This window comes from Sedimentitalea nanhaiensis DSM 24252, from assembly GCF_000473225.1.
Classification (GTDB): domain Bacteria; phylum Pseudomonadota; class Alphaproteobacteria; order Rhodobacterales; family Rhodobacteraceae; genus Sedimentitalea; species Sedimentitalea nanhaiensis.
In genome coordinates this window covers 1,538,981-1,565,319 of sequence record NZ_KI421509.1, presented here as the reverse complement: position 1 = coordinate 1,565,319, position 26,339 = coordinate 1,538,981, and the positions used below count along the sequence as shown (strand labels likewise).

Annotated in this window: 26 protein-coding genes; 18 read left to right on the top strand and 8 right to left on the bottom strand. The window is 61.4% G+C overall.

Features of this window, described 5'->3' with window-relative positions; genetic code table 11:
* Nucleotides 1-144: 144 nt before the first annotated feature.
* Nucleotides 145-2,418, bottom strand: coding sequence for an NADP-dependent malic enzyme (locus tag NANH_RS0109335; protein ID WP_027261800.1), 2,274 nt, complete (start codon nucleotides 2,416-2,418; stop codon nucleotides 145-147).
* A 147-nt stretch (nucleotides 2,419-2,565) separates the two neighbouring features.
* On the opposite strand from NANH_RS0109335, the gene NANH_RS0109330 reads away from it, so the two are divergent.
* The 10 genes from NANH_RS0109330 to NANH_RS0109285 all read left to right on the top strand — a co-directional run bounded on the left by NANH_RS0109330 (nucleotide 2,566) and on the right by NANH_RS0109285 (nucleotide 12,490).
* A complete protein-coding gene (locus tag NANH_RS0109330) occupies nucleotides 2,566-2,892 on the top strand; it encodes a hypothetical protein (protein WP_027261799.1) in 327 nt (108 codons plus the stop codon).
* Complete coding sequence (locus NANH_RS0109325) at nucleotides 2,889-3,281, top strand: cytidine deaminase (protein ID WP_027261798.1); 393 nt, start codon at nucleotides 2,889-2,891, stop codon at nucleotides 3,279-3,281. The genes NANH_RS0109330 and NANH_RS0109325 overlap by 4 nt, the downstream gene beginning before the upstream one ends.
* Before the next feature lie 4 nt (nucleotides 3,282-3,285).
* On the top strand, nucleotides 3,286-4,590 hold the full coding sequence (locus NANH_RS0109320; protein ID WP_027261797.1) for a thymidine phosphorylase: 1,305 nt from the start codon (nucleotides 3,286-3,288) through the stop codon (nucleotides 4,588-4,590).
* Nucleotides 4,590-5,801 (top strand): phosphopentomutase, encoded by a 1,212-nt coding sequence (locus NANH_RS0109315; RefSeq protein ID WP_027261796.1) that lies wholly within the window; start codon nucleotides 4,590-4,592, stop codon nucleotides 5,799-5,801. The genes NANH_RS0109320 and NANH_RS0109315 overlap by 1 nt, the downstream gene beginning before the upstream one ends.
* A 78-nt stretch (nucleotides 5,802-5,879) precedes the next feature.
* Nucleotides 5,880-6,512 (top strand): uracil phosphoribosyltransferase, encoded by a 633-nt coding sequence (gene upp / locus NANH_RS0109310; protein WP_027261795.1) that lies wholly within the window; start codon nucleotides 5,880-5,882, stop codon nucleotides 6,510-6,512.
* Between the two features lie 124 nt (nucleotides 6,513-6,636).
* Nucleotides 6,637-7,629, top strand: a complete 993-nt coding sequence (locus NANH_RS0109305) for a BMP family protein (RefSeq protein ID WP_027261794.1) — start codon at nucleotides 6,637-6,639, stop codon at nucleotides 7,627-7,629.
* A 41-nt stretch (nucleotides 7,630-7,670) separates the two neighbouring features.
* Complete coding sequence (locus NANH_RS0109300; RefSeq protein ID WP_027261793.1) at nucleotides 7,671-9,185, top strand: ABC transporter ATP-binding protein; 1,515 nt, start codon at nucleotides 7,671-7,673, stop codon at nucleotides 9,183-9,185.
* Nucleotides 9,185-10,249, top strand: coding sequence for an ABC transporter permease (locus tag NANH_RS0109295; RefSeq protein ID WP_211237119.1), 1,065 nt, complete (start codon nucleotides 9,185-9,187; stop codon nucleotides 10,247-10,249). The genes NANH_RS0109300 and NANH_RS0109295 overlap by 1 nt, the downstream gene beginning before the upstream one ends.
* Entirely contained in the window at nucleotides 10,249-11,190 is a 942-nt protein-coding gene (locus NANH_RS0109290; RefSeq protein ID WP_036049634.1) for an ABC transporter permease, read from the top strand. Before NANH_RS0109295 ends, NANH_RS0109290 begins: the two co-directional genes overlap by 1 nt.
* Before the next feature lie 10 nt (nucleotides 11,191-11,200).
* Nucleotides 11,201-12,490: an amidohydrolase family protein gene (locus NANH_RS0109285; RefSeq protein ID WP_027261790.1), complete on the top strand. Its 1,290-nt coding sequence runs from the start codon at nucleotides 11,201-11,203 to the stop codon at nucleotides 12,488-12,490.
* Between the two features lie 4 nt (nucleotides 12,491-12,494).
* On the opposite strand, the gene NANH_RS0109280 is transcribed toward NANH_RS0109285, so the two are convergent.
* Entirely contained in the window at nucleotides 12,495-12,899 is a 405-nt protein-coding gene (locus NANH_RS0109280; RefSeq protein ID WP_027261789.1) for a rhodanese-like domain-containing protein, read from the bottom strand.
* 119 nt (nucleotides 12,900-13,018) lie between these two features.
* Between NANH_RS0109280 and NANH_RS29575 the strand changes: the two genes are divergently transcribed.
* Together NANH_RS29575 and NANH_RS25860 are read left to right on the top strand one after the other, a co-directional pair.
* Nucleotides 13,019-13,234 (top strand): SDR family NAD(P)-dependent oxidoreductase, encoded by a 216-nt coding sequence (locus tag NANH_RS29575; RefSeq protein ID WP_254774026.1) that lies wholly within the window; start codon nucleotides 13,019-13,021, stop codon nucleotides 13,232-13,234.
* The gene (locus NANH_RS25860; protein ID WP_254774025.1) at nucleotides 13,191-13,769 is read left to right on the top strand and encodes an SDR family NAD(P)-dependent oxidoreductase; all 579 of its coding nucleotides are present in this window, start codon (nucleotides 13,191-13,193) and stop codon (nucleotides 13,767-13,769) included. The genes NANH_RS29575 and NANH_RS25860 overlap by 44 nt, the downstream gene beginning before the upstream one ends.
* A gap of 12 nt (nucleotides 13,770-13,781) precedes the next feature.
* Here NANH_RS25860 and NANH_RS0109270 read toward each other — a convergent pair whose 3' ends face one another.
* The 5 genes from NANH_RS0109270 to NANH_RS0109250 form a co-directional block, all read right to left on the bottom strand.
* Nucleotides 13,782-15,014 (bottom strand): serine hydrolase domain-containing protein, encoded by a 1,233-nt coding sequence (locus tag NANH_RS0109270; RefSeq protein WP_027261788.1) that lies wholly within the window; start codon nucleotides 15,012-15,014, stop codon nucleotides 13,782-13,784.
* Nucleotides 15,015-15,086: 72 nt separating this feature from the next.
* The gene (locus NANH_RS0109265; RefSeq protein WP_027261787.1) at nucleotides 15,087-16,112 is read right to left on the bottom strand and encodes an extracellular solute-binding protein; all 1,026 of its coding nucleotides are present in this window, start codon (nucleotides 16,110-16,112) and stop codon (nucleotides 15,087-15,089) included.
* 34 nt (nucleotides 16,113-16,146) lie between these two features.
* Nucleotides 16,147-16,950, bottom strand: a complete 804-nt coding sequence (locus tag NANH_RS0109260; protein ID WP_027261786.1) for an ABC transporter permease — start codon at nucleotides 16,948-16,950, stop codon at nucleotides 16,147-16,149.
* Nucleotides 16,943-17,851 carry an ABC transporter permease gene (locus tag NANH_RS0109255; protein ID WP_027261785.1) on the bottom strand — a complete coding sequence of 303 codons (909 nt, stop codon included), beginning with the start codon at nucleotides 17,849-17,851 and terminating at the stop codon, nucleotides 16,943-16,945. The genes NANH_RS0109260 and NANH_RS0109255 overlap by 8 nt, the downstream gene beginning before the upstream one ends.
* 2 nt (nucleotides 17,852-17,853) lie before the next feature.
* Nucleotides 17,854-18,945 carry an ABC transporter ATP-binding protein gene (locus NANH_RS0109250; protein WP_036049631.1) on the bottom strand — a complete coding sequence of 364 codons (1,092 nt, stop codon included), beginning with the start codon at nucleotides 18,943-18,945 and terminating at the stop codon, nucleotides 17,854-17,856.
* Between the two features lie 254 nt (nucleotides 18,946-19,199).
* Between NANH_RS0109250 and edd the strand changes: the two genes are divergently transcribed.
* A complete protein-coding gene (edd, locus tag NANH_RS0109245; protein ID WP_027261783.1) occupies nucleotides 19,200-21,008 on the top strand; it encodes a phosphogluconate dehydratase in 1,809 nt (602 codons plus the stop codon).
* 4 nt (nucleotides 21,009-21,012) lie between these two features.
* On the top strand, nucleotides 21,013-21,654 hold the full coding sequence (gene eda, locus NANH_RS0109240) for a bifunctional 4-hydroxy-2-oxoglutarate aldolase/2-dehydro-3-deoxy-phosphogluconate aldolase (protein ID WP_027261782.1): 642 nt from the start codon (nucleotides 21,013-21,015) through the stop codon (nucleotides 21,652-21,654).
* Here the strand turns inward: eda and NANH_RS0109235 are convergent.
* Nucleotides 21,643-22,305, bottom strand: coding sequence for a TetR/AcrR family transcriptional regulator (locus NANH_RS0109235; protein WP_027261781.1), 663 nt, complete (start codon nucleotides 22,303-22,305; stop codon nucleotides 21,643-21,645). The two genes, eda and NANH_RS0109235, sit on opposite strands and share 12 nt — an antisense overlap.
* 61 nt (nucleotides 22,306-22,366) lie before the next feature.
* Between NANH_RS0109235 and NANH_RS0109230 the strand changes: the two genes are divergently transcribed.
* From NANH_RS0109230 to NANH_RS0109215, 4 genes are read left to right on the top strand one after another with little or no spacing between them, the layout of a single operon-like run.
* The gene (locus tag NANH_RS0109230) at nucleotides 22,367-23,683 is read left to right on the top strand and encodes a flavin-containing monooxygenase (protein ID WP_027261780.1); all 1,317 of its coding nucleotides are present in this window, start codon (nucleotides 22,367-22,369) and stop codon (nucleotides 23,681-23,683) included.
* Complete coding sequence (locus NANH_RS0109225) at nucleotides 23,683-24,582, top strand: bile acid:sodium symporter family protein (RefSeq protein ID WP_036049628.1); 900 nt, start codon at nucleotides 23,683-23,685, stop codon at nucleotides 24,580-24,582. Before NANH_RS0109230 ends, NANH_RS0109225 begins: the two co-directional genes overlap by 1 nt.
* The gene (locus NANH_RS0109220) at nucleotides 24,579-25,511 is read left to right on the top strand and encodes an SDR family oxidoreductase (RefSeq protein ID WP_027261778.1); all 933 of its coding nucleotides are present in this window, start codon (nucleotides 24,579-24,581) and stop codon (nucleotides 25,509-25,511) included. The genes NANH_RS0109225 and NANH_RS0109220 overlap by 4 nt, the downstream gene beginning before the upstream one ends.
* On the top strand, nucleotides 25,508-26,266 hold the full coding sequence (locus NANH_RS0109215) for an SDR family NAD(P)-dependent oxidoreductase (protein WP_027261777.1): 759 nt from the start codon (nucleotides 25,508-25,510) through the stop codon (nucleotides 26,264-26,266). Before NANH_RS0109220 ends, NANH_RS0109215 begins: the two co-directional genes overlap by 4 nt.
* Nucleotides 26,267-26,339 lie beyond the last annotated feature (73 nt).

The following is a 26,339-nucleotide window of genomic DNA, read 5'->3' as shown; positions in this document are numbered from 1 at the left end:
GTATCAGTGGCACAACGACGCAAAAAATTTGCAGTTTCCGCAGATATGCCGCTGCAAATTTTGCAAACCAAAGCCCAATATGCGGATACTTTATGCCAAACGCCGGGTTTGCAAACTCTGGAAGCCCGGCGTCGCTCTTTTGGTTCAGCCGTAATGCGCCACCGGTGTCCCGGCAATCGCGGCCATGTTCAGCAGCCCACGTGCGGTAATCGAGGGCGACACGATATGAGCGTTGTTGCCCATGCCCATCAGGATCGGTCCGACCTCCAGCCCTCCGGCTTTCATCTTGAGGATGTTGCGCACGCCGCTGGCCGCGTCCGCATGGGCAAAGATCAGGGTATTGGCCGTGCCCTCCAGACGGGAATTGGGAAAAATACGTGCCCGCAGGTCCGGATCAAGGGCGGTGTCGATATTCATCTCGCCCTCATAGACAAAGTCGCGCGGCTCGCTGTCCAGAATTGCAAGTGCTGCGCGCAGGCGCCTGCCCGACCCTTCGGCCTGATTGCCGAATTGCGACTGGGCACACAGGGCGATCTTGGGCTCGATCCCAAAGCGGCGCACGTGACGCGCCGCTCCGATGACGATCTCGGCCAATTCACGGGCTTCGGGGCGCTGGTGGACGTGGGTGTCGGCAATGAACAGCGGGCCGTCTTCCAGGATCATGAGCGACAAGGCTCCATGCGGGTTGATCTCGGATGTGCCGAGGATCTGGCTTACATAGTTCAAATGCCAGCGGTATTCCCCGAACGTGCCGCAGATCATGCTGTCGGCCTCGCCGCGCTGAACGGCGACGGCGGCAATGGCCGTGGTGTTGGTGCGCATGATCGCCTTGGCGATATCCGGAGTGACGCCGCGCCGCTGCATCAGTGTATGATAAGTATTCCAATAGTCGTAGTAGCGCGGGTCGTTCTCTGGATTGACCAATTCAAAATCACGCAGTGGCCGGATGTCCAGGCCCATGCGCTCACAGCGCTGCTCGATCACCTCTGGGCGACCGATGATAATGGGTGTTTCGGTGGTCTCTTCCAGAATCGCCTGTGCTGCGCGCAGGACGCGTTCGTCCTCTCCCTCGGCGAAAATGATACGGCGGCTGGCGGCGCGCGCGGCTTCAAACACCGGGCGCATCAGCAGGGCGGATTTGAACACGCTCTGTTTCAGTCGCTCCTTATAGGCTTCCAAATCGTCGATCGGCCGCGTCGCGACGCCGCTGTCCATCGCCGCCTTGGCCACCGCCGCCGAGACCACCGCCACAAGGCGTGGGTCAAACGGTTTGGGAATCAGGTAGTCGGCCCCAAAGGTCATCTCTTCGCCGCGATAGGCTGCCGCCGCCTCGGCACTGGTGGTGGCGCGGGCCAGTTCGGCAATCCCTTCGATACAGGCCAGTTGCATCTCGTCGTTGATCTCGGTTGCACCAACGTCCAGGGCACCGCGAAAGATGAAGGGAAAGCACAGGACATTGTTGACCTGGTTCGGAAAATCGCTGCGCCCGGTTGCGATGATCGCATCGGGGGCGACCGCCCGGGCGTCGTCGGGCATGATCTCGGGGTTCGGGTTGGCCAGGGCGAAGATAATCGGGCGGATGCCCATTTTCCGCACCATTTCTGGCTTGAGAACATTGGCGCCGCTTAGGCCCAGGAACAGGTCGGCACCGTCGATCACCTCGTCCAGATTGCGCAACTCTGTGTCCTGCGCAAAGATCGCCTTTTGAGGGTTCATGTCCTCGGTCCGCCCCTTATAGACGAGGCCATGAACATCGCAGAGCCAGATATTCTCGCGTTTCACGCCCATCTTGACCAGCATGTTCAGGCAGGCGATTCCCGCAGCGCCGCCGCCGGTGCTGACGATCTTGATATCTTCGAATTTCTTGTTGGCGACAAGCACGGCGTTCTTTGCTGCCGCGCCGACTACGATGGCGGTGCCGTGCTGGTCGTCGTGAAACACCGGTATGTTCATCCGCTCGCGACAGATCTGTTCCACGATAAAGCAATCCGGCGCCTTGATGTCCTCGAGATTGATCGCGCCAAAGGTCGGTCCCAGCGCGCAGACGATCTCGGCCAGTTTTTCCGGGTCGGATTCGTCCACTTCGATGTCGAAACAGTCGATGTTGGCGAATTTCTTGAACAGTACCGCCTTGCCCTCCATCACCGGTTTGCTGGCCTGCGCGCCGATATTGCCCAGTCCCAGGACGGCTGTGCCATTGCTGACCACACCGACCAGATTGGCGGTGGTGGTATAGCGTGCGGCATTGGCCGGGTCGGCCTGAATTTCCAGACAGGCTTCGGCGACACCCGGGGAATAGGCGCGCGCCAGATCGCGACCGTTGGCCATCGGCTTGGTGGGGCGGATTTCCAGTTTTCCGGGTTTGGGGTGCTCGTGATAAAACAGAGCGGCCTGGCGCAGGCTTTGGTTGTCGGACATGCTTGGGAATCCTCCTGAAATTTGGTTTAACATTAAATTACCGCGTGACGCGGGGGCAACATCGAAAATGGCGAACGGTGTTTCAGTCCTTCGCTTGCAAATCTCATTGGTCCCCGCCAGTGTTTTGACAAAGAAACAGGGATACCCATGAGCGACATCCTAGCCGAATTGCGCCTCCACACCCAGGAATCGCGCGATGACATACCGTTTTTTACCCGCGCGCAAAGGATGGGTGTGGACATGATCTGTTCGGTCGACGATCCACAGGGTGCCATGCCTTCTGGGCATCGGTTGCGGATGAGAGCCGAAAACGGCGCGACCGAGGCGGCGGAACCCCTCTGGATCCTGCGCTCTGCGCACCTGCGCCGCCGTCGCGGCTTGCAAAGCCAGCGGATCGTGTATGGTTGGACCGGGGGCGCAAATGGACCCGTTACAGTTGCACGGGGCCTGAACATCGAACTGGAGACCGCATGACCCTGAAGGACGCCGCAATCGCTGCGCGCGAAAACGCCTACGCGCCGTATTCCAACTTCAAGGTCGGGGCTGCGGTGCGTGCCGCTTCGGGGGCGATCGAGGTCGGGTGCAATGTCGAAAACGTCGCCTATCCGGAAGGCACCTGCGCCGAAGCAGGGGCCATCGCGGCGATGGTGGCGGCGGGCGAGCGCGAACTGGTCGAGGTCTATGTGATTGCCGACAGTCCGATGCCGGTTTCGCCCTGTGGCGGCTGCCGTCAGAAACTTGCCGAATTTGGCAAGGGCGATGTCAAGGTTACGATGGGCACCACCGCAGGGGCAGAGCGGGTGATGACGCTGGCCGAATTGCTGCCGGGGGCTTTTAATGCCGATCACATGGGGGGGCGATAGGGCGATGGATGCTCGTGCGATCATCGCCAAGTTGCGACAGCACCAGGTGCCGCAGGTGGATGAATTGCGCTGGTTCGCACAGGGTCTGTCAGACGGCTCGGTCAGCGACGCGCAGGCCGGTGCTTTTGCCATGGCTGTGTGCATGGGCGGGTTGGGTGCGGCTGGTCGCGCGGGGCTGACCTTGGCGATGCGCGACAGCGGTGAGGTGTTGAACTGGAACTTGCCGGGGCCGGTGGTCGACAAGCATTCCACCGGCGGAGTCGGGGATTGCGTATCGCTTGTGCTGGCCCCGGCGCTGGCGGAATGCGGGGCCTATGTGCCGATGATCTCGGGCCGGGGGCTGGGCCATACCGGCGGTACATTGGACAAGCTCGAAGCGATACCAGGCGTGACGACCGCCGTATCGCGGGACCGGTTGGCCAGTATCGTGGCGGACAGCGGGTGTGCCATCGTCGGGGCAACGGCGCAGGTCGCGCCGGCCGACAAGCGGTTGTATGCGATCCGCGATGTGACCGCGACGGTGGAAAGTCTGGATCTAATCACCGCATCCATTCTGTCCAAGAAGCTGGCTGCCAGCCCGAATGCGCTGGTCCTGGACGTCAAGCTGGGAAGCGGAGCGTTCATGAAGTCGCCGAACGAGGCCCGCGCCCTTGCACACGCGCTTTGCGAGACGGCCAATGCCGCCGGTTGCAAGACCAGCGCGGTGATCAGCGACATGAACCAGCCCCTGGTCCCCGCCCTTGGCAATGCTCTTGAGATTGCCGAGGTGATGAAGGTGCTGACCGGCGCGACCGAGGGGCCGTTGATGCGGGTGTGTGCTGTCCTTGGGGGCGTGGTGCTGACCGATGCCGGGCTGTGCACGGACCCACAGATCGGGGCAGATCGGGTGATCGCGGCGATCCGTGACGGGCGGGCGCTGGACCGTTTCGGTCGGATGATCGCGGCACAGGGCGGCCCGCTTGGCTTTGTGCGGGATTGGGAGCGGTTTCTGCCCGAGTCCAACGTGATCCTTGAAGTGCCCGCGCCGACCAAGGGCCATGTCACCGAGATGGATGGCGAGGCCCTTGGTCTGGCAGTGGTGGGCCTGGGCGGCGGGCGGCAGGTGGAAGGCGACACGATCGATCCGTCGGTGGGTCTGTCGGGGCTCGTGCGGCTGGGCCAGCGGGTCGACCAAGGACAGCCGCTGGCCGTGATCCATGCCGGGCGCGAAGACGTCGCCCGCCGCGCCGAGGCAACGGTCCGCGCAGCGATCACGCTGGGAGCGAAACCCGGAACGCTGCCGGACCTTATTCACGAAAGGATCGGTTGATGGCGCGTGCATTTCTTGTGGTCATGGATTCCGTCGGCATTGGCGGGGCCCCGGATGCCGGGCGTTTCTATAACGGCACGGTGCCCGACACCGGGGCCAACACCATTGCCCATATCGCGCAGGCCTGCATGGCGGGTCGTGCCGAAGATGGGCGCAGTGGCCCGCTGAAGCTGCCCAATCTGGCGGCGCTGGGTCTTGGCGCGGCGGTGCGCCTGGCTTCTGGAGAGCCGGCACCAGGGCTGGGCGTCACGCCGACCGGGCAATGGGGGGCGGCCACCGAGATCTCATCGGGCAAGGACACGCCCACGGGCCATTGGGAGCTGGCCGGGGTGCCGGTTCCCTGGGACTGGCATTATTTTCCCGACACCATACCCACTTTTCCGGAAACGCTCAGCCGACAGGTGGCCGCAGCGGCCGGAACCGAAGGAATTCTCGGGAACTGCCACGCGCCAGGCACGGCTATCATCGAAAAACTGGGAACCGAGCACATGCGGTCGGGATGGCCGATTTGCTATACTTCCGCAGATTCCGTGTTCCAGATCGCTGCGCATGAAGAGAGTTTTGGACTGGATCGCCTGTTGGAGCTTTGCACACGGATTGCGCCGTCCCTGCATGCAATGAAGGTGGGCCGGGTGATTGCTCGGCCTTTTGTCGGCAATGCGCAAAGCGGCTTTGTCCGCACGCCCAACCGTCGCGATTTCGCGATTCTGCCGCCGGCACCGGTTCTGACCAACTGGGTGCAGGAAGCGGGGGGCGTCGTCCACGCCATCGGTAAAATCGGAGACATTTTTTCGATGCAGGGCGTCGACGATTTGCGCAAGGGCGACGATTCGCAATTGATGGTACACCTGTCTGACCTGGTTGACGAAGCTGTCGACCACAGTCTGACATTTGCCAATTTCGTGGAATTCGACAGCCGTTTTGGCCATCGTCGCGACATCGCAGGATATGCTGCCGCGCTGGAAGGGTTCGACGCGGCGCTTGGTCCGATCCTTGGCCGGTTGCGCAAGGGCGACATCATGATTCTGACGGCGGATCACGGCAACGACCCCAGTTGGACCGGCACCGACCACACCCGTGAACGGGTGCCGGTCTTGATCGCGGGGCGCGGCGCAGGATCGGTCGGGCATGTGGGATTTACCGATGTCGCCGCCAGTATCGCACACCATCTGGGGGTGCCGTCGCAAGGGCCGGGGCGCAGTTTTTTCTGAATTCGGGGGCCTTGAAGCGGGTTGCGGGGGCGCGATGGCTGCCCCAAAAGGGGTTAAACTCAGTTTGGGAGAGCCGATATGTCCGATTCCGTCACCGTTGTTGAGCATCCGCTGGTGCAGCACAAGCTGACCCTGATGCGGGAAAAGGGCACCTCGACTGCCGTGTTCCGCCAATTGTTGCGCGAGATTACCCAGTTGCTGGCATACGAGATCACTCGTGAAATGCCGATGACGAAAAAGCCCATCGAAACACCGCTGGAAGAAATGGACGCCCCCACGCTGGCGGGCAAGAAACTGGCGCTGGTATCCATCCTGCGGGCCGGAAACGGTATGCTGGACGGGGTGCTTGAACTGATCCCGTTGGCGCGGGTCGGGTTTGTCGGCCTCTATCGCGACGAAGAGACCCTGGAGCCGGTGCAATACTACTTCAAAGTGCCTGAATCGTTGGAAGACCGTCTGGTGATCGCGGTCGATCCTATGTTGGCGACCGGCAACTCGTCGGCTGCGGCTGTGGATCTTCTGAAACAGGCCGGTGCCACCAATATCCGGTTTCTCTGCCTGCTGGCCTCGCCCGAGGGCATCGCGCGCATGCAAGACGCACATCCCGATGTGCCGATCGTGACCGCAGCTATAGATCGGGGGCTGAACAGTAAGGGCTATATCATGCCCGGTCTGGGTGACGCAGGCGATCGGATGTTCGGAACCAAATAGAGTCGCACAAAATACAGGCGGTTTGTCTTGGCGGAACGTGCGATGCGTTATCGCGACCGAGATTTATTGACCGTTTGATAAAAAAATGCGTCACTGCCGGGATAAGTCACAGGGGGACACGACAATGAGATTCAAGGCGACACTTTCCAGACGGATGCTGATGGCAGGCGCGGTTGCGGCCGGGGTCGGGCTGTCGGCGGGCGCGGCCTGGGCCGAGGCGATCAAGGTGGCGGCGATCTATACCCTGCCGGTCGAACAGCAATGGATCAGCCGTATCCACAAAGCGCTGAATGCGGCGCAGGATCGGGGCGATATCGAATATGTGTTCTCGGAAAATGTCGCAAATACCGACTATGAACGCGTGATGCGCGAATATGCCGAACAGGGCGTCAACCTGATCATGGGTGAGGTGTTCGGGTTGGAACGCGCTGCGCGTAAGGTCGCGGCAGACTATCCCGAGACCGCTTTTCTGATGGGGTCGTCCTTTGGACCCGTCGCGCCTAATTTCTCGGTGTTTGACAACTGGATTCACGAACCCAGCTATCTGACCGGCATGGTTGCCGGGGCGGCCACCAAGAGCAATGTGATCGGCATGGTCGGCGGTTATGCCATCCCCGAGGTCAACCGGCTGATGAATGCGTTCATGGAGGGAGCGCGTGCGGTAAACCCGGATGTGACCTTTCTGGTGAACTTTATCGACAGCTGGTACGATCCGCCCAAGGCCAAGGAAAGCGCCTTTGCGATGATGGATGCGGGTGCGGACATCATGTATGCCGAACGCTTTGGCGTGGCGGATGCGGCGGTCGAACGCGGGGTCAAGGCGGTCGGCAACGTGATCGATACCTCGGCGGATTATCCGGACACCATCCTGACATCGGCGCTGTGGCATATGGAGCCGACCGTGGACAAGGCGATTGCCGAGGTCGCCGGAGGCACATTCGAGGCGGCGGATTACGGGCAGTACAGCTTCATGTCTTACGGCGGCGGATCGCTGGTTGTCGATGAAGCCCTCGTGCCTACCGAAGTGATCCAACAGGTCCAGGAAACCGAAACCGAAATTCTGAACGGCATGTTCCGGGTGAATGTGAACGATGCGCGCCCGGTTTCGGACAACTGAGCAAAAGGGGGGCCGGTGGCGACGCCGGCCCTGATTTTTTCATGACATCACCACGGGTTCTCTCGCTGAACGCGCTGTCCAAGCGGTTCGGCTCGGTTGTTGCCAACGACGCGGTCAGCCTCGATCTGCATCGCGGCGAGGTCCTGGCCCTGTTGGGCGAAAACGGCGCGGGCAAGACCACGCTGATGAATATGCTGTTCGGCCACTACATGCCTGACAGCGGCGGTATCGATGTCTATGAAAACGGCCAGCCGCAGCCCCTGACGCTGGGCCATCCGCAAGCGGCGTTGGCGGCTGGTATCGGCATGGTGCACCAACATTTCGCCCTGGCCGAGAACCTGACCGCGCTGGACAATATCTCGCTGGGGTCCGAGCCGCTGTTTGCATTGCGCCGCTCTCGGGATCGGGTGCGGGCCAAGGTACAGGGGATCATGGACCGCAGCGGGTTGAACGCGCCACTGAATGTGCCGGTGGGGCATCTGTCGGTTGGAGAGCGCCAGCGGGTCGAGATATTGAAAGCGCTCTATCACGACGCGCGTATTCTGGTGCTGGACGAACCCACCGCCGTGTTGACCCCGCAAGAGGCGGACGCGCTGTTTGACAATATCGGGGCAATGACACGTGACGGGCTGTCGGTGATTTTCATCAGCCATAAACTGCGCGAGGTGTTGGCCTTTTCCCATCGCATCGCGGTGCTGCGCCACGGGGTCAAGGTCGGCGAAATGGTGACCGCAGACGCCGATGAACGGGCGATTGCCCGGATGATGGTGGGCGCGGATACGCCGGTTACCGCCCGCGAGCCGATGCGGCCCGGCGCGCCGGTTTTGACGTTGGCCGATGTGACGGTGACCGCGCGGTCGGCTCGCGACAGCCTGCAAAATGCCAACCTGACGGTCCACGCGCACGAGGTGCTGGGTATTGCCGGGGTTTCCGGCAACGGACAATCGGCGTTGGCGGGCGTGATCTCGGGCCTGTTGCGTCCGACCGGTGGCAGCATCAGCGTCGATGGGCGGACCATTGCGCATCCCGACCCGCTGGCGATGATCGGTGCGGGGGTCGGGCGTATTCCCGAAGACCGCCACCACGACGGCATCGTCGGATCGATGTCGGTTGCCGAAAACATGGTGATCGAGCGTCTGGACGACCCGCAGGTGCAGCGCCACGGACTGTTGAACCGCGATGCGATTGCCCAAAACGGGCAGGCCCTGTCTCAGTCCTATGACGTGCGCGGTCCTGGCATCGAGTCGCCGGCGCGGCTGTTGTCGGGGGGCAATATCCAGAAACTGATCCTGGCGCGGGTGTTCGAGCAATCGCCGCGCCTGATCCTCGCCAATCAGCCGACACGGGGTCTGGACATGGGGGCGGCGGCCGAAGTCGGCCGGCGGCTGCTTGCGGCACGTGCCCGCGGCGCTGGCGTATTGCTGATTTCCGAGGATCTTGACGAGATCCTTGGCCTGGCCGACCGTATCGTGGTGATACACGACGGCAAACTGGTCGAAGTGGCAACGCGCGACCGCGAAGAGATCGGCCTGAAAATGGCAGGAGAACCCGCATGATCCGCATCGAGCCCCGCAATGCCCCAACGCGCCTGCTGACGCTGGGGGTGCCGGTCCTGTCTGCTCTGGTTGCGCTGGCGCTGGCGGCGGTGCCATTGGCCTTTGCGGGCGCGGATGTCGCGGCCGCCTATGGCGAGATGGTCAACGGTGTGTTTGGTTCGGTCTTTGCCTTTTCCGAGATGCTGACCCGCGCCACACCGCTGATTTTCACCGGTCTGGCCGCAGCCTTGGCCTTTCGTGCGCGCCTCTGGAATATCGGGGCCGAGGGGCAGCTGTATCTGGGCGCGATGGCGGCCGTTGCCATCGGTGCGGGGGCGGTGGATGCGCCGGGCATCGTTCTGGTGCCGCTGATCGTGGTGCTGGGCGCGGCGGCGGGGGCCGCGGGCATGGCCGTGCCGACCCTGCTGAAGACCCGGTTTGGCGCGGATGAAGTGGTGACCACACTGTTGCTGAACTTTGTCATCCTGATCTTTGTACAAATGATGCTGGAAGGCGCGTTGAAAGATCCCATGGGGCTGGGCTGGCCGCAATCGGCGCCAATCCTGGATCAGGGGATGCTGCCAACGCTGATCGAGCGGATGCGGGTGCATTCGGGGTTGGTCATCGCGCTGATAGCGGCTGGCGTGGCGCAATTCATGCTGGCGCGCTCGGTCTGGGGGTTCCGGTTGCGGGCCGTGGGCGAGAACGCCGCCGCCGCCCGTCACGCCGGTATTCGGGTCAACCGCACCCTGTTCAGTGTCGCCGTGGTGTCCGGTGGGCTGGCCGGGCTGGCCGGTGTCAGCGAGGTTGCCGGGCTCAAGGGTTATTTGACCGCAGACCTGTCGCCGGGATTCGGCTATACCGGTATCGTGGTGGCGATGCTGGCCGGGTTGTCGCCAGCGGGCGTGGTGATCGCGGCGCTGTTCATCGCCTCGGTGTTTGTCGGGGCCGACAGCATGAGCCGGGCCATCGGTGTGTCGAGCTATCTGGCCGATCTGGTGGTGTCGATGTCGCTGCTTTGCGTGTTGATAGGCGGCTTCTTCGCCCGGTTCAAGCTCGTGCGCAGCGGACGGGTGGCGGCATGATGGATGTTCTGCAAATCCTGCTCAGCGAGTCCTTTTGGGCGGCGTCCCTGCGCATTGCAACGCCGTTGATCTTTGGAGTGCTCGGCGCGTTGTTGTGTGAGAAATCAGGCGTTTTGAATCTGGGGATCGAAGGCATTTTTGTCGCCGGTGCGATGGCAGGCTGGATGGCGGTCTGGCTGGGGGCCGGGCTGTGGGGCGGAGTGCTGGTCGCCGCCGGGGCAGGGGCGTTTTTTGGTCTGATCCACGCCATCCTGACCGTGCCGCTGGGGCTATCGCAGCATGTCTCGGGATTGGGCGTGACGCTGTTTGCCACCTCGGTCAGCTATTTCATCTATCGCACTGCGCTGCCCAATGTCACCTCGCCACCCCGGATCGAGCCGTTTCGTCCGCTGGACATACCGGTGTTGTCCGATTTGCCGTTTCTGGGACCGGTGCTGTTTCAGCAGACCGCGCTGACGTTGCTGGCGCTGATCCTGGTGGCATTGGTTTGGTATATGCTGAACCGTACGGCTTTGGGGGTGGCGATACAGGCCGTGGGTGACAATCCGGACAGCGTCGATGCGCAGGGGCTGTCGGTCTATGGTTTGCGGATCGGCGCGGTGATGGCAGGGTCGGCGCTAATGGCGCTGGGGGGGGCGTTCCTGACCATGTCGGCCTTTGATGCGTTCTTTTTCGGCATGGTCAACGGGCGCGGCTGGATCTGTATCGCGCTGGTGATTTTTGCCAGCTGGCGACCGGGCAAGGCGCTGCTGGGGGCGCTGCTGTTCGGCGCGTTCGACGCCTTGCAGGTGCGCCTGCAGACCGAAGTTGGTGCGCTGGTGCCCGGGCAGGTGTTCCTGATGGCACCCTATATCTTGTCCATTATCGCCCTGGTGATCGCCGCGCGCAAAGCGGACTATCCCCGCGCCCTGTTGACGCCATGGTTCAAGGGCCAACGCTGAAGGATATGCCATGTTCGATCTGATCGTCAAAAACGCCACCCTGCCGGACGGGCGCGGGGGCATCGACATCGCCTGTGCCGATGGGCTGATCCGTGCTGTCGAGCCGGGCATTACTGCCAAGGGGTTCGAGGTGATCGATGCCGCCGGGCAACTGGTTTCACCGCCCTTTGTCGATCCGCATTTTCATATGGATGCGACACTGTCACTTGGCTCACCCAGGATGAACGTATCCGGTACACTGCTCGAAGGCATCGCGCTCTGGGGCGAGTTGAAACCGATCCAGAGCGTCGAGGATATCGTCACCCGCGCCCTGCGCTATTGCGATCTGGCGGTGTCGATGGGGTTGGGCGCGATCCGAAGTCACGTGGATGTATGTGATGACGAACTGAAAGGAGTCGCCGCGCTGTTGGAGGTGCGCAAACAGGTCGCGCCGTATCTCGACCTGCAACTGGTCGCCTTTCCACAGGATGGCGTGTTGCGCGCCCCTACGGCGATGGAGAACCTGATCCGTGCATTGGACATGGGGGTCGATGTCGTCGGCGGCATTCCGCATTTCGAACGCACCATGGCCGATGGGGCCGATTCGGTGCGCCAATTGTGCCGGCTCGCGGCGGATCGCGGGCTGATGGTGGATATGCATTGCGACGAAAGCGACGACCCCCATAGCCGCCATATCGAGACGCTGGCCTGTGAAACCCAGCGTCTGGGCCTGACGGGACGGGTGGCGGGCTCGCATCTGACCTCGATGCACTCGATGGACAACTACTATGCGTCCAAATTGATTCCGCTGATGGTCGAGGCCGGTGTGCACGCGATTCCCAATCCTCTGATCAACATCATGCTGCAGGGGCGGCATGACACCTATCCCAAGCGGCGCGGCATGACCCGTGTGCGCGAATTGCGCGATTCCGGGATCACGGTTGGGTTCGGGTCGGATTGCGTGATGGACCCGTGGTATTCTCTGGGCCGGGCGGACATGCTGAACGTGGCGGCAATGGGGCTGCATGTGGGGCAGCTGAGCAGCCGCGTAGACATGAAATGGTGCTTCGACGCAGTGACAGTGAATTCGGCTGCGATCATGGGATTGGACGGCTATGGGCTGGCGCCGGGCTGTGCCGCGAATATGGTGCTGTTGCAGGCGCGTGATGCGATCGAGGCTATTCGCCTGCAGGCGACCCGTCTGGCGGTGATCCGCGCGGGCCGTGTGATCTCGCGCACCGCGCCGCAGGTGGCCGAACTGACCCTGCCGGGTCGACCCGTTTTGGTGAACCCGGCGGATTATGCCCCGAAGGCGGGCTGAGCGCTCAGTCGTTTCTGGCTGCGGGAAATTCGACCGGGCCGCCGTATTTTTCCCAGGTTGAAAACCCCTCTTTCAGGTGGGCGGCCTCAAACCCCATGTCCTGTAGCGTTGCAACCGAAAGGGCCGACCGCCAGCCCGAAGCGCAGTGGAACACGAATTTTTTGTCCTGTCCAAAGACATCTTTGTAGTAGGGGCTTTTCGGATCGACCCAGAATTCCAGCATGCCCCGCGGGCAATGGACACTGCCGGGAATGTAACCCGACCGCTGACGTTCGCGTATGTCGCGGATATCCACGATCACGACATTCGGGTCCTTGACCATGGCGATGGCATCCGGGGTTTCGATTTCCTGAATGCGGCGACGTGCCTGCGCGACCATCTCGGCCGCTGATGTTTTCAGTTCCGGCATCTGTCAGACCTCATCGGTGGGTGCATCGGGGATGATGTGCATTGACGCCACTGAACAGGCAAATCAAGCTGGGATCAACCGGGCGGATGGCCCAAAACCCCCCAAAGGAATATGACAGTATGGCACAACCCATTGCACTGATAACCGGCGGCGCTCAGGGCATCGGGCTGGCCTGCGGCGAGGCTCTGGCCGAACAGGGGCATCGCGTGGTGCTGGCCGACATCAAGGCCGAGGCCGTACGGGAGGCGGCGCACTCTCTGGGGGTATGGGGCAGTTGGATTGCCTGTCGACATGGCGGGGCCGGAACAGGTCAATGCGCTGTTCGATACGATTGAGCGGGACCTGGGCCCGGTATCGGTTCTGGTCAACAACGCCGGCATCGCAATTTCCAGTGATTTCCTCGATTATAGCCTGGAGGATTTCCGCAAGGTGATCGACGTCAATCTGGTGTCGGTGTTTCAGGCCACGCAACGGGCGGCGAAAACCATGGTTGCCCAAGGGATACGCGGGGCGATCATCAATATGTCCTCAATCAATGCGGTGGTGGCGATCCCGAAGATTCCGGCCTATTGCGCGTCCAAAGGCGGGGTGATGCAATTGACCAAATCCGCGGCTCTCGCGCTGGCGCCGCATGGTATTCGGGTCAACGCGGTAGGCCCGGGGTCGATTGATACCGAGATGATGGCCGGGATCAATGCCAGTCCCGAGGCCATGGCAACCGCCCTGTCACGTACTCCGCTGCGTCGCGTTGGCACTGCGCGTGAAATCGGCGACACCGTGGCGTTTTTGGCTAGCGACAAGGCCAGCTATATCACCGGCGAGACGATTTATGTCGATGGCGGGCGGTTGGGGCTGAACTATACCTGCTGACCGTTGCCCCACTCAGCCGCTCGCCTTATGGGCGGCGGCCACGGCCCGCACCCCGGCCAGCCAGTCCAGCGTCCAGTGTTTGTCGCTTAAAAAATCGGGCCAGCTGGACAGTTTAACCGCCACCAGCCCCTGGTCCGGGTCGACAAATATGTGCTGCCCGAAAATCCCCAGGCTCAGATGTGCGGGGCGATCACGATTGGGGATCCAGAACTGATTGCGATATTGCCCGTTTGGAAAAGCAATGCGCCCGTGGTCGTCGAACAATCCGTGATTGCCCCCGCGAATATCGTTGATCCAGGCCAGCGGGACGATCTGTTGCCCGTCGCGCTGCCCGTCTTCCAGCAGCAACCGCCCGAACCGGGCAAGGTCACGCAGCACGGCATTGCATCCGCCATCAGCCAGCGCAAATCCGGCGCGATCCACGGTAAAGAAAGCATCCTGTTCGGCTCCCATCGGTGCCCACAGGAGGTCGGACACAAGATCGGGCAGGCGCTTGCCCGATGCGCGTTCCATGGCATAGCCCAGAACGTCGGTTTCGATCGAGCGATAGGAAAAGCGGTCGCCATGCACCGCCTCGGTTTGGGTCAATGACAGGATCAGATCCCAGGTACAGCCGGGCAGGGTGGCCGGGTCCATATGCGGGCTGGGCGGTTTCACGTTGGCGGCAATATCCAGCATCAAGACATTGGAATTGAACGCGCCATAGGTTTCATCGAACACGACGCCTGTGGTCATGTCCAGAACCTGCTGCAAGCTCGCGCCGTTCCAACCGGTGGCTGCAAGTTCCGGAACATAGGCGGCGATCGGTGCCGCCGGATCCAGCAGCCCGTCGCCGATCAGGACACCTGCTGCTGCGGCAACGATGCTTTTTGATACCGAAAAGGCGATATGCGGGCGGCGCGGTGTCATGCCGTTGCAATAGGTTTCGACGACGACCTGCCCGTCCAACCAGATCAGTGTGGCATCGGTATAGGTATCGTCCAGCATCCGCCCCCAGGTGGTTGCGCCCCCCTGATTGTCGCTGAATGCAACCGCGTCCACATCGCTGCCCGCGCCAGGCAAGTCCCAGACGGTTGGGCCGCGGGGAACATCGACGGTGGTGACAAGCTCGCGCATGTGCTGAAACGCCCAGCGATTCCAAGGTGGCGCGTCCCAGTCCTGCGGCGGGATACGCCACTCCGGAGGTACCGGGCTGCCCTGCATGATGGGGGGCGTCGGATCACAATTGCGATAGCTGCGGTTCATCTGCCCATCCTTGAATAGCGCGGGGGCGACGCGACGCGCCGCCCCTTTCGTGTCGTTTTCGAATCGCAGCCGCTATTTCAGCAATTCGGTCCAGATCGCGGTGTAATATTCCTGCGCCTTGGCCGAGCAGGTGGGCAGGAACTTGCCCGCTGCCTTGAACTCTTGCGGGATCAGAATTTCCGGCGCATCGCTCATGTCCTCGGGCATGAAAGGATCGGATCCGCTGATGCCATTGGCATAGCGCGCAAAGGCCGAAATCAGGGCGGCATTCTCGGGTTCCATGATGAAGTTCAGGAACTGATAGGCTTCGTCCACATTGGTCGCGTCCGACAGCAGTGCGACGGAATCCATCCACAGGGGAAAACCTTCCTTTGGATAGCCGAACTGAACCTTGTCGTTTTGCAGCCGGGCCCGGAACACGGCCCCGTTCCAATAGCTTGATGCCATCACGTCATTGGTGGCCAGCTTGGTGGTCATGCCATAGTCCATCGACTGCCATTTCGGCTTGGCCTCGAGCAGCTTGTCGCGCGCCTTTTTCAGCATTTCGGTGTCTTCGGTGCAGGCCTCGCCTCCGACATACATCAGCGCCAAAGACAACACATCGTTCATTTCCGGATGGACATTGACCTTGCCCACGAGTTCTTCGGGCGGATCAAGAAAGATCGCCGAGGTGTTGATGTCCCCTGAAAAGGCGTCGGAATTCACCGCCATGCCGACCGAACCCCATTGCCACGGCACGGTATAGTGACGGCCCGGATCCCATGGAACTTCCATCCATTCGGGCGCGATGTTTGCGTGGTTGGGCAGGCGGGACAGGTCCAATTCCTGAATCAGACCCTTGGTGACGTAGATCTGTACATAGTTGGCAGATGGCACCACCAGATCATAACCGCCTCCGCCGGCCTCGACCTTGGCAAGGGCGGTGTCGTTGGAATCGTAATCGGTGAGAGTCACCTTGATCCCGGTTTCGTCTTCGAATTTCTTTAGCAGTTCCGGGTTCGTGTAGTCGCCCCAGTTGAACAATTGCAGTTCGCCCTCGGCAAATGCAAAGGACGTGCTGGCCAACAGCAGGGCCGCTGTCGATAGTAGTCGTTTCATGGTCGTCTCCTTGTTGGGTCGTTTTTGGTTTCTTCTAGTCCTGTTTGCGCGTCAGTAGGAAGAACACCGTCAGCATGATCACAGTCAGCCCCAGCAGCAAGGTCGAGATGGCGTTGACCTCGACCGTGATGTTGCGGCGGATCTGACCCAGCATATAGGTGGGCAGGGTTTCCTGCCCGGCCGACTTGACGAACAGGCTGATCACGACGTCGTCCAGCGAGGTGATGAAAGCCAGCATCATGCCGGCAATGATGCCAGGCATCAAAAGCGGCAGGGTGACATGGCGAAACGTCTGCCAGGGTGTGGCGTACAGATCGGCCGCGGCGGTTTCCAGTGTCAGGTCCATGCCCTCTAGCCGGGCCCGGATCGGCAAATAGGCAAAGGGGATACAAAAGGCCGAATGCGCCGCGATCAGATAGCCCAGCCCCTGATATCCGGTCGCCACCTTGATCGACGCAAAGAAGATCAGCAAGGCAACAGCAGTGACGATTTCCGGTACCATGAGGGGTTGGTTGATCATGACATAAATCATGGTCTGTCCCGGTGAACGCTTGCGCCGCGTTGTTCCCAATGCGGCCATCGTGGCCAGCGTGGTCGAGATCAGCGCGGCCGATGACGCGATGATCAAGGAGCGGATAGTGGCGTCCCGGACCTGTTCGTTGCCCCAGGCCTTGGGGTACCATTGCAGGGAAAACCCTTCCCAGATCGCCACGGAAGGACCGGCGTTAAAGGAAAACAGCACCAACAACCCGATGGGCAGGTACAGCATCACAAAAACCATGATCGCGATGGTGTTAAAGCCGGGAAGGCGGGCAACCTGGAATGCGCGATCAGCCATTGTCGGTGCTCCGGTTCACGAAGCGTACATACAGGATCAGCATCGACGTCACGAAGATCAGCAGGATCACAGACAGCGCCGCCCCCAACGGCCAGTTGCGTCCCTGCCCAAACTGCAGATCGATGAAATTGCCAATCATCATATTACGCCCGCCACCAAGAATGCGTGGGGTCACATAGGCCCCCAGGGCCGGAATAAAGACCAGAATCGATCCGGCGATCAGCCCGGGTTTGACAATCGGCAGAACCACCCGGCGCAGCGCCTGCCAGCGGTTGGCATATAGATCATAGGCGGCTTCCAGAAGCCGCATGTCAAACCGGTCAATGGCGGCATAAAGCGGCAGAACCATCAAGGGCAGGTAGACATAGGTCATGCCCAGAAAGACGGCAAAATCGGAATAGATGATCTGGATTGGCGCGTCGATCACACCGATCCACAACAGAAAACTGTTCAGAACGCCTTCGTTGCGGATGATCTGGTTGATCGCAAAGGTGCGAATCAACAGGTTTGTCCAGAACGGAATGGTGATCAGAAACAACATGAAAAGACGCATTCGAGGGGTTCTGGTGGCGATGAACCATGCCGTCGGAAACCCCACCAGAACGGCAAAAACGGTCGTTGTCATGGCCAGCTTGACCGAGCGCCACAGAATGGTCAGATGGGCATCCGCCCAGGTCAATGTCCCGTCAAAGATGTCGCGTTGCAGGATGACGTTGAACCACGCCTTGGTCGAAAACTTCCAGACCACGTTGCCGTATTGGCCGGGCTCCAGAAACGAGTAGATCAGCATGATGAACAGCGGGCCGGTGGCCGCGACCGTCAGCAGAACCAAAGCCGGCGCGGTCAACAGCCAGGTCGAGCGTTCCGTCTTGGCGGCAGGCTTGGGTTTTACAGTCGCCACGATCAGGCCCCGACGACTTGAACGGCACCGGGTTCGAACCGCAGCCCAACCGCCTGGCCGCGCATATAACCCACTTCGCCAGTGGGCAGGCTTTGCAGCCGCGCGACGATCTGGGTGCCATCCTTGAGCGCCAGATGGCAATGGGTGTCAGTGCCAAAATAGACCAGATCGGAAATTTCGGCGTGCAGGGCACCGTCCTGATCGACCGGGCAGAGGCGCACCTGTTCGGGGCGTACGGTCAGAGTGACGTCGCCTGTCCTGCCGTCCAACGGTACCGCGATCATATGGCCAGAGGAAATGCGCACCGCGTCACCCTGGGCGGTTCCGGTCAGGAAATTGGTTTCGCCGATAAAATCCGCAACAAACCGGTTCACGGGACGGTTATAGATTTCGCGCGGGGGGCCAACCTGCAGGATCTTGCCGGCGTTCATGACCGCAATCCGGTCGGACATGGTCAGCGCCTCTTCCTGATCGTGGGTGACAAAGATAAAGGTGATGCCGGTCTCGCCCTGAAGGCGTTTGAGTTCGATCTGCATTTCCTTGCGCAGCTTGTAGTCCAGCGCGCTAAGCGGCTCATCCAGCAGCAACACTTCGGGATGGGGCGCCAGGGCGCGGGCCAAAGCGACGCGTTGCTGTTGCCCGCCCGAAATTTCCGAGGTGCGGCGGTTCTTCAGCGCTTCCATTTGCACCAGTTTCAGCATCTCGTCCACGGTATCGCGGACCTCGGCCTTGGGCTTGCCCAGCATTTGCAGACCAAATGCGATGTTGGCCGCCACACTCATGTGTGGAAACAGGGCATAGTTCTGAAATACGGTGTTGATCGGCCGCTTGTTCGGAGGCAGACGGGAAATGTCGCGCCCGCCCAGCCGCAAACTGCCGCTGGTCGGTGGTTCAAACCCCGCGATCAGCCGCAACAGGGTGGTCTTTCCACAGCCAGAGGGGCCGAGCAGCGTAAAGAACTCGTTTTGTCGAATCGCGACCGACACATCGTCCAAAGCCGTTACGGGCGGTTCACCGCCAAAGATCTTGGAGACCCGATCAACATCGACGGCGATAGCTTCGGACCTGATGTCCGGTTGTGAATTGACGTTCATGTTTCCCGCGGCACTGGTAAAGCCATTCGGCCTGTTGTTTTTTTGAGCCTACAGGAGAATGGATGGACTCGGCAACAATGCTGTTTTGGGGCTGTATTCAAACCGGTAAGCGGGGAATGGGCGGCAAAATTTGTTAGCGTTACCATTCGGTTTGAAAACAGTGTGTGGAATGCGCAATCATCAGATTCAGAGTGCGGCGTTGCCGTTTTGCCGTGTTAAGAGCGAAACAATGTGAGACATGAAGCGAGGGACAGATGAGCCTGCATTCCACAATCGACATGGTTACGGACCGGATCATTGCCCGCAGCGCACCAACGCGCGGTTCTTATCTGGAGCGAATGCGTTTGGCACGGCAAAAGGGACCGGCGCGGGCGCATTTGTCATGCAGCGGGCAGGCCCATGCCTTTGCGGCGGCGGGGTCCGATCAGGATGCGCTGGCGCGGGGTACGTCTGGCAATCTGGGCATCGTCACCGCCTATAACGATATGCTGTCGGCCCATCAGCCGTTCGAGCGGTATCCCGATCTGATCCGCGCGGCCGTACGCGGGGCCGGTGGCACAGCCCAGGTCGCCGGTGGGGTCCCCGCGATGTGCGACGGGGTGACCCAGGGCGAGGCAGGCATGGAACTCAGCCTGTTTTCGCGCGACGTGATCGCGCTGGCGACCGGAGTGGCCATGTCGCACAACACTTTCGATGCGGCGGTGTTTCTGGGGGTGTGCGACAAGATCGTTCCGGGTCTGGTGATCGCGGCGCAAAGCTTTGGGCATCTGCCCATCGTGTTTTTACCCGCCGGACCGATGACCAGCGGGTTGCCCAATGACGAAAAGGCAAAGGTCCGGCAGAAATTTGCTGCCGGAGAAGTCGGACGCGATACGCTGATGGCGGCCGAAATGGCGGCTTATCACGGCCCGGGCACCTGCACGTTTTACGGCACCGCAAACACCAACCAGATGCTGATGGAATTCATGGGGCTGCACCTGCCGGGTGCCAGCTTTGTCACGCCCAACACAGAATTACGCGATGCGCTGACAATAGAAGGTGCGCGCCGGGCACTGGCACTGAGCGCCCTGGGCAACGATTATACACCGGTTAGCGAAATCCTGGACGAAAAGGCGTTTGTGAACGGAATCGTCGGGCTGAATGCGACCGGTGGGTCAACCAACCTGGTGATTCACCTGGTGGCCATGGCCCGGGCCGGGGGGATCGTTCTGGATTGGCAGGATTTTTCCGACCTGTCCGACGTTGTCCCGTTAATGGCGCGGGTCTATCCAAACGGGCTGGCGGATGTGAACCATTTCCATGCCGCCGGAGGGCTGGGCTATATGATCGGCGAGCTGCTCGCCGGTGGTATGTTGCACCCTGACACCCATACCGTCGCGGGGCAGGGGCTGGCGCATTATACGGCTGATCCCAAGCTGATCGATGGTCAGTTGTCCTGGCAGCCCGGATCCGGCAGCAGCCTGAATGACAAGATCCTGCGGCCCTTTGCCGATCCGTTCCAACCCACCGGCGGTCTGAAGCGTCTGACAGGCAGTCTGGGAACGGCGGTCATGAAGGTTTCGGCTGTGGCGCCCGAACATCAGATCGTCCAGGCACCGGTGCGGGTGTTTTCGGATCAGGATGCGGTCAAGGCAGCCTTCAAGGCGGGCGAATTTACCGACGATGTGATCGTCGTGGTGCGGTTTCAGGGCCCCAAGGCCAATGGCATGCCCGAGTTGCATAGCCTGACACCGCTGTTGTCCATTCTGCAGGGGCGTGGGCAAAAGGTGGCATTGGTCACCGACGGGCGCATGTCCGGGGCATCGGGCAAAGTGCCGGCCGCGATCCATGTCTGTCCGGAAGCGCTGGATGACGGCGCGATTGCACGCCTGCAGGATGGCGATATCCTGCGGGTTGACGCCAGGGCCGGGGTGCTGGATATCCTGACCAAAGGGGTGCTGGATCGTCCCGCCGTCAAGGCGGACCTGTCCGCAAACGAGGCCGGTATCGGTCGGGAACTTTTTGCCACCTTCCGCCGATCTGTGTGTTCGGCCGATGCCGGCGCGACAATATTTCAGGGATGAACTCATGACACCGCAAGAGGCAAGCCAGGCCACCCGCGACATCTGTGCCCGTGCCCCGATCGTTCCGGTGCTGGTGATCCACGATGCCGCCCACGCCCGCCCTTTGGCCGAGGCGCTGGTTGCGGGCGGATTACCCGCGCTTGAGGTGACATTGCGCACGCCCGCAGCGCTCGAAGCGATAAAAATCATGTCCCAGGTGCCGGGTGGCATCGTGGGGGCCGGGACGCTGATATCCCCGGAGGATGTACGCGCGGCGCGCAGGGCCGGTGCCCGGTTTGGCGTATCTCCCGGTGCCACCGACCGATTGTTGGCCGCCTGCGAGGCTGAGGGCCTGCCGACGCTGCCGGGGGCGGCCACTGCCAGCGAAGCGATGGTGTTGCTGGAACGTGGTTACGATATGTTGAAGTTCTTTCCCGCCGAAGCGTCGGGGGGCGCTCCCGCGCTCAAAGCCATCGGGGCACCGCTACCACAGATCACCTTTTGCCCCACCGGCGGGGTCACCCCGTCCAACGCACTGAGTTATCTCACTTTGTCCAACGTTCTGTGCGCGGGGGGCAGTTGGGTCGCGCCCGCAGACCTGATGGCCGCAGGAGACTGGGCGGGCATCGAAAGCCTGGCCCGCACCGCCAGCATGCTAGGACGTTAGACTGGCGGTGAGCCCAGCGGCACAGAAGGTAACCAGCGCATCCAACTGTATGTCCGGGCGTATGTCGGTTTCGCCCAAAGCCTGGATCCGCCAGGTCGAGGTCACCTGTGCAAGCATCGCTGATACAGAATAGACAAAGCCCGCCGCGATCGCAGCACGCGGCGCATTCGGGAACAGTGCGCCGATCTCGTCGATGAACCGGTTCGCCGTGGGATCAAAGACTTCTGCCGCTATCGGACGCCAGCGAAGGTCGGACGAGACAAGCGCCACCAACCTCGCATAGGCCAGCCATTGCGGGCCGCCAGCGGCGGCGCGGTCCAGATAGGGGCCAAAGAAGCATTCCAACACATCGCGCAGGATCACAGGCCCGGTCGCCTTGCGCCGGTTCAGCATCTCCAGTCGCAGCGCGGACAGTTCCGCCGCCCGGCGCTGGACAGTGCGGGCAAAAAGCTCTGCTTTGCCGCCGCCGTGATGGTGCACCAAGCCCACCTGTGTATTCGCTGCCGCAGCGATGTCGCGAATGGTGGCGCCGTCGAATCCCTTTTGTGCAAACACCCGTTCCGCAGCGTCCAGAATGCGGTCTCGTGACTGGATCGCACGTTTGGACGGGGCCCTTTGGCGTTGTTTTTCAATGTTAACTTCTTCACTCATTAAATCAGCTTGTCTTATTTTGAACGTTTGTTCAAGTTAGCGGGGAATCATGGAGACCCGCATGGCCGAAACACGCGAACAGTTCGCCCTGATCGGGGCCGGGCCTATGGGTCTGGCTGCGGCCAAAACCCTGACTGAACAGGGGATTGCCTTTCAGGGGTTCGAAGCGCATTCGGACGTGGGCGGGTTGTGGGACATCGAGAACCCGAAATCGACCATGTACGAAAGCGCGCATCTGATTTCGTCCAAACGAATGACCGAGTTCGCCGATTTCCCGATGCGCGACGCGGTGGCGGAATATCCGTCACACCGCGAGATGCGGCAATATTTCAGTGATTTTGCCGACCATTTCGATCTGCGGCGACATTTTCTGTTCGACGCCGAAGTGTTGCGAACCGAACCGCTGGGGGCGGATGGCGAGGGCTGGCGCGTTACCTGGCGCGATGCGCGGGGTGAGCACGAGGCGGTGTTTGCCGGGGTGATGATTGCCAATGGGACGCTGTCCGAACCCAACATTCCGCGCTTTTCCGGAGACTTCTCGGGCGAGCTGATCCATGCCTGCGACTATCGCCGCGCGCGCCAGTTCGACGGCAAACGTGTGCTGGTTGTGGGCGCGGGCAATTCCGGATGCGACATTGCGGTCGATGCCATCCATCATGGGGTCAGTTGCGATCTGTCAATGCGCCGGGGCTACTATTTTGTGCCCAAATACGTCTTTGGCAAACCCGCCGATTCAATTGGCGGTGCGATCAGGTTGCCAATGTGGCTCAAGCGGCGGATCGACAAGCTGATCCTGGGGTGGTTCGTGGGCAATCCGCAGAGATACGGCTTTCCGAAACCGGACTATCAACTTTACGAAAGCCACCCGGTGGTCAACTCGCTGGTGCTGTACCACGCCGGGCATGGCGATTTGCGGGTGCGCCCTGACATTGATCGGCTGGATGGAAATACAGTGCATTTCAAAGACGGAACCCAAGCCGACTATGACATGATCCTGGCGGCGACGGGTTATCGGCTGCATTATCCGTTCATCGACGATGCGCAATTGAACAGGCAGGGTAGCGCGCCGCACTTGTTCCTGAATGCCCTGCACCCCACGCGTGACGACCTGTTCGTGATGGGCATGATCGAGGCCAGCGGGCTGGGGTGGCAGGGGCGGCACGAGCAGGCCGAGATGGTGGCGCGCTATATCGCCGGTTTGCGGCAGGGGCGCAACGAAGCGCGTCTGCTGCAGGCGGAAAAAGCCGACGGGTTCAACCGGGTGACCGGGGGTATGAAATATCTCGATCTGGAACGCATGGCCTATTACGTAGACAAGACCGCCTATCGCGGCACCGTCAATGCCTGGATCAAGGTGCTGGGCGGTCAAGGTGCGTGATGGGAATCGATGACATCACCCTGAATTTCAGCCCCCAGACCCTGGCGCTGTTGAACGGGGTTCTTGCGGTGATGATGTTCTCGGTGGCGATTGATCTGACGCCAGCAGATTTCCGACGTGTTCTTGTGGCTCCCAAACCGCTGATCGTGGGATTGATCTCGCAATTCGTCATTCTGCCTGCGCTGACGTTTCTGCTGGTGCTGTCGACCGCGCCGCGCCCGTCTATCGCTTTGGGTCTGATCCTGGTGGCCGCCTGTCCGGGCGGCAACCTGTCGAACTATATGACCCATCGCGCCGGGGGCAATGCGGCGCTGTCGGTATCCATGACGGCATTTTCCACGGTGGGGGCCATTCTGATTACGCCGCTGAACATCGCCTTTTGGGGCAGCCTGTACGATCCGACCCATGCGATCCTGCACGATACCGCGATTGACCCGGTGTCGGTGGCGATCACCGTTGGCGGCATGCTGATCCTGCCGCTGATATCGGGTGTCTTGCTGAACGCCCGGCGTCCGGACCTGGCCGGGCGTATCCGCAAACCTCTGCAGCTGTTGTCGGTTGCGATTTTTATATCTTTCGTGATCCTGGCGCTGGCGGCAAACTGGACCTATTTCCTCCTGTACGCGGGCGCTGTCGCGGCGCTGGTTATCGCGCATAACGCACTGGCGTTTGCGGGCGGATTCGGTCTGGCCACGTTGACCGGGCTGTCCCCGTTCAACCGGCGCGCCATCACCATCGAAACAGGTATCCAGAATTCGGGTCTGGGCTTGGTGCTGATCTTCGGCTTCTTCGGGGGCTTGGGCGGTATGGCTGTGGTCGCCGCCACCTGGGGGATATGGCATGCGATTTCCGGGCTGGCACTGGCCGCAGTGATGAACCGGACCGTGGCCTCCCGATGAGCAGGATCCTGATCACCGGGGCGGCGGGCATGATTGGGCGCGCCATGCTGCGCCGCCTTGATGGGCACGAGGTGATTGCCACCGACCTGGCCGCGCCGCCGAACTTGCCGACAAGCATGCGATTCGAGCGCATGGATGTAACCGGACAGGATCCGGTGCGGCTGATCGGACGGATCCGCCCCGATGTGATCGTGCATCTGGCCTCGATCGTCACCCCGCCAAAGGGGATGCGTCCCGAAACCGCCTATGCCGTGGATGTGACCGGAACGCAGAACGTCCTGAACGCGGCCATTGCAAACGGGGTGCGGCGGCTCGTGGTAACGTCATCCGGTGCGGCCTATGGCTATCATGCCGATAACCCCATGCCGCTGCGCGAAAGCGATCCGTTGCGTGGGAATGCGGTCTTTCCCTATGCCCATCACAAGCGCCTGGTCGAAGAGATGCTTGAACAGGCCCGTATCGATGCGCCTCAACTGGAACAGGTGGTGCTGCGCGTGGGCACCGTCCTGGGCAAGGGCACCGAGAACCAGATTACGGCCCTGTTTCATAAGCCGCGTCTGTTGGGCATCACGGGCTGTGAGAGCCCGTTTGTCTTTATCTGGACCGAGGATCTGGCCCATATCCTGCGCCGCGCCGCCACCGATGGACCAGCGGGCATCTACAACGTCGCGGCTGACGGTGCGTTGGGAGTCAGCGATCTGGGGGCTGCGCTAGGCAAACCGGTGCTGCGGGTGCCGGCCTGGCTGCTGCGCGCCGTATTGGCGGTGGCCCGCCCGCTGCGGGTCAGCCGCTATGGGCCGGAACAGGTGCGATTTCTGCAATTCCGACCGGTGTTGGACAACCAGGCCCTGAAGGAGCGGTTCGGCTATGTCCCGATGAAAACCAGCGCCCAGGTTTTCGAATTGTGGCAACGCGAGGCGGGGCTGTGAAAACTGCGGTGATCACGGGGGGCGCGGGCGGTCTGGGGCGTGCGCTGGCGCAGGCCTTGCAGGAGCGTGGGTGGTGCACAGTCTTGCTGGATCTGGATGTAACCGGGTTGGCGGAGACAAATAACCAGCTACCGATTGATTGCGATCTGACCGACGGCGGCCAGCTGGATGCGGCGGTCGAGCAGATTGTCCGGTCCCGTCCCAGTATCGATCTGGTAATCTACAACGCCGGTGTCACCAGCGTTGCGGCGTTCCAGGACACATTTTATGCCACCATGCGCAAACTGTTCGAAGTCAACTATTTCTCGGCGACTGCCCTGACCCGTGCCCTGCTGCATCCGGTGCGCGCAGCGCGGGGCACGCATCTGGCCATCTCTTCCGTGGCCGGCTTTGCGCCGCTTTATCACCGCACGGCCTATGCGGCGTCAAAACATGCGTTGCAGGGTTTTTTTACGTCCCTGCGCTCGGAAGAAGCGCCTCACGGGGTGCGATGCGTGATTGCCGCGCCGTCCTTTGTTGCGACCAATATCGGTGCCGATCGATCCGCCAAGGGTGGGCTTGCCCGCCCCGGTTCGGCCGGTGACGCCATAGGCTCCATGAAACCCGGCGAGGCGGCGGCCCACATCCTTCGCGGTCTGGACCGTGGGGCGACGATGATTCCCGTGGGTCGGGTCGCATGGATGGCCTGGTGGATCAACCGACTGTCGCCCCGCCTGTATCGGCATCTGATGGAGCGCAATATCCGCAAGGCGTGAACCGATCCTGTCGACCCCGATCTGCGTCTCTGCTAATCGTGACGTGACATGCAGGCTGATTTTCAGAATACTG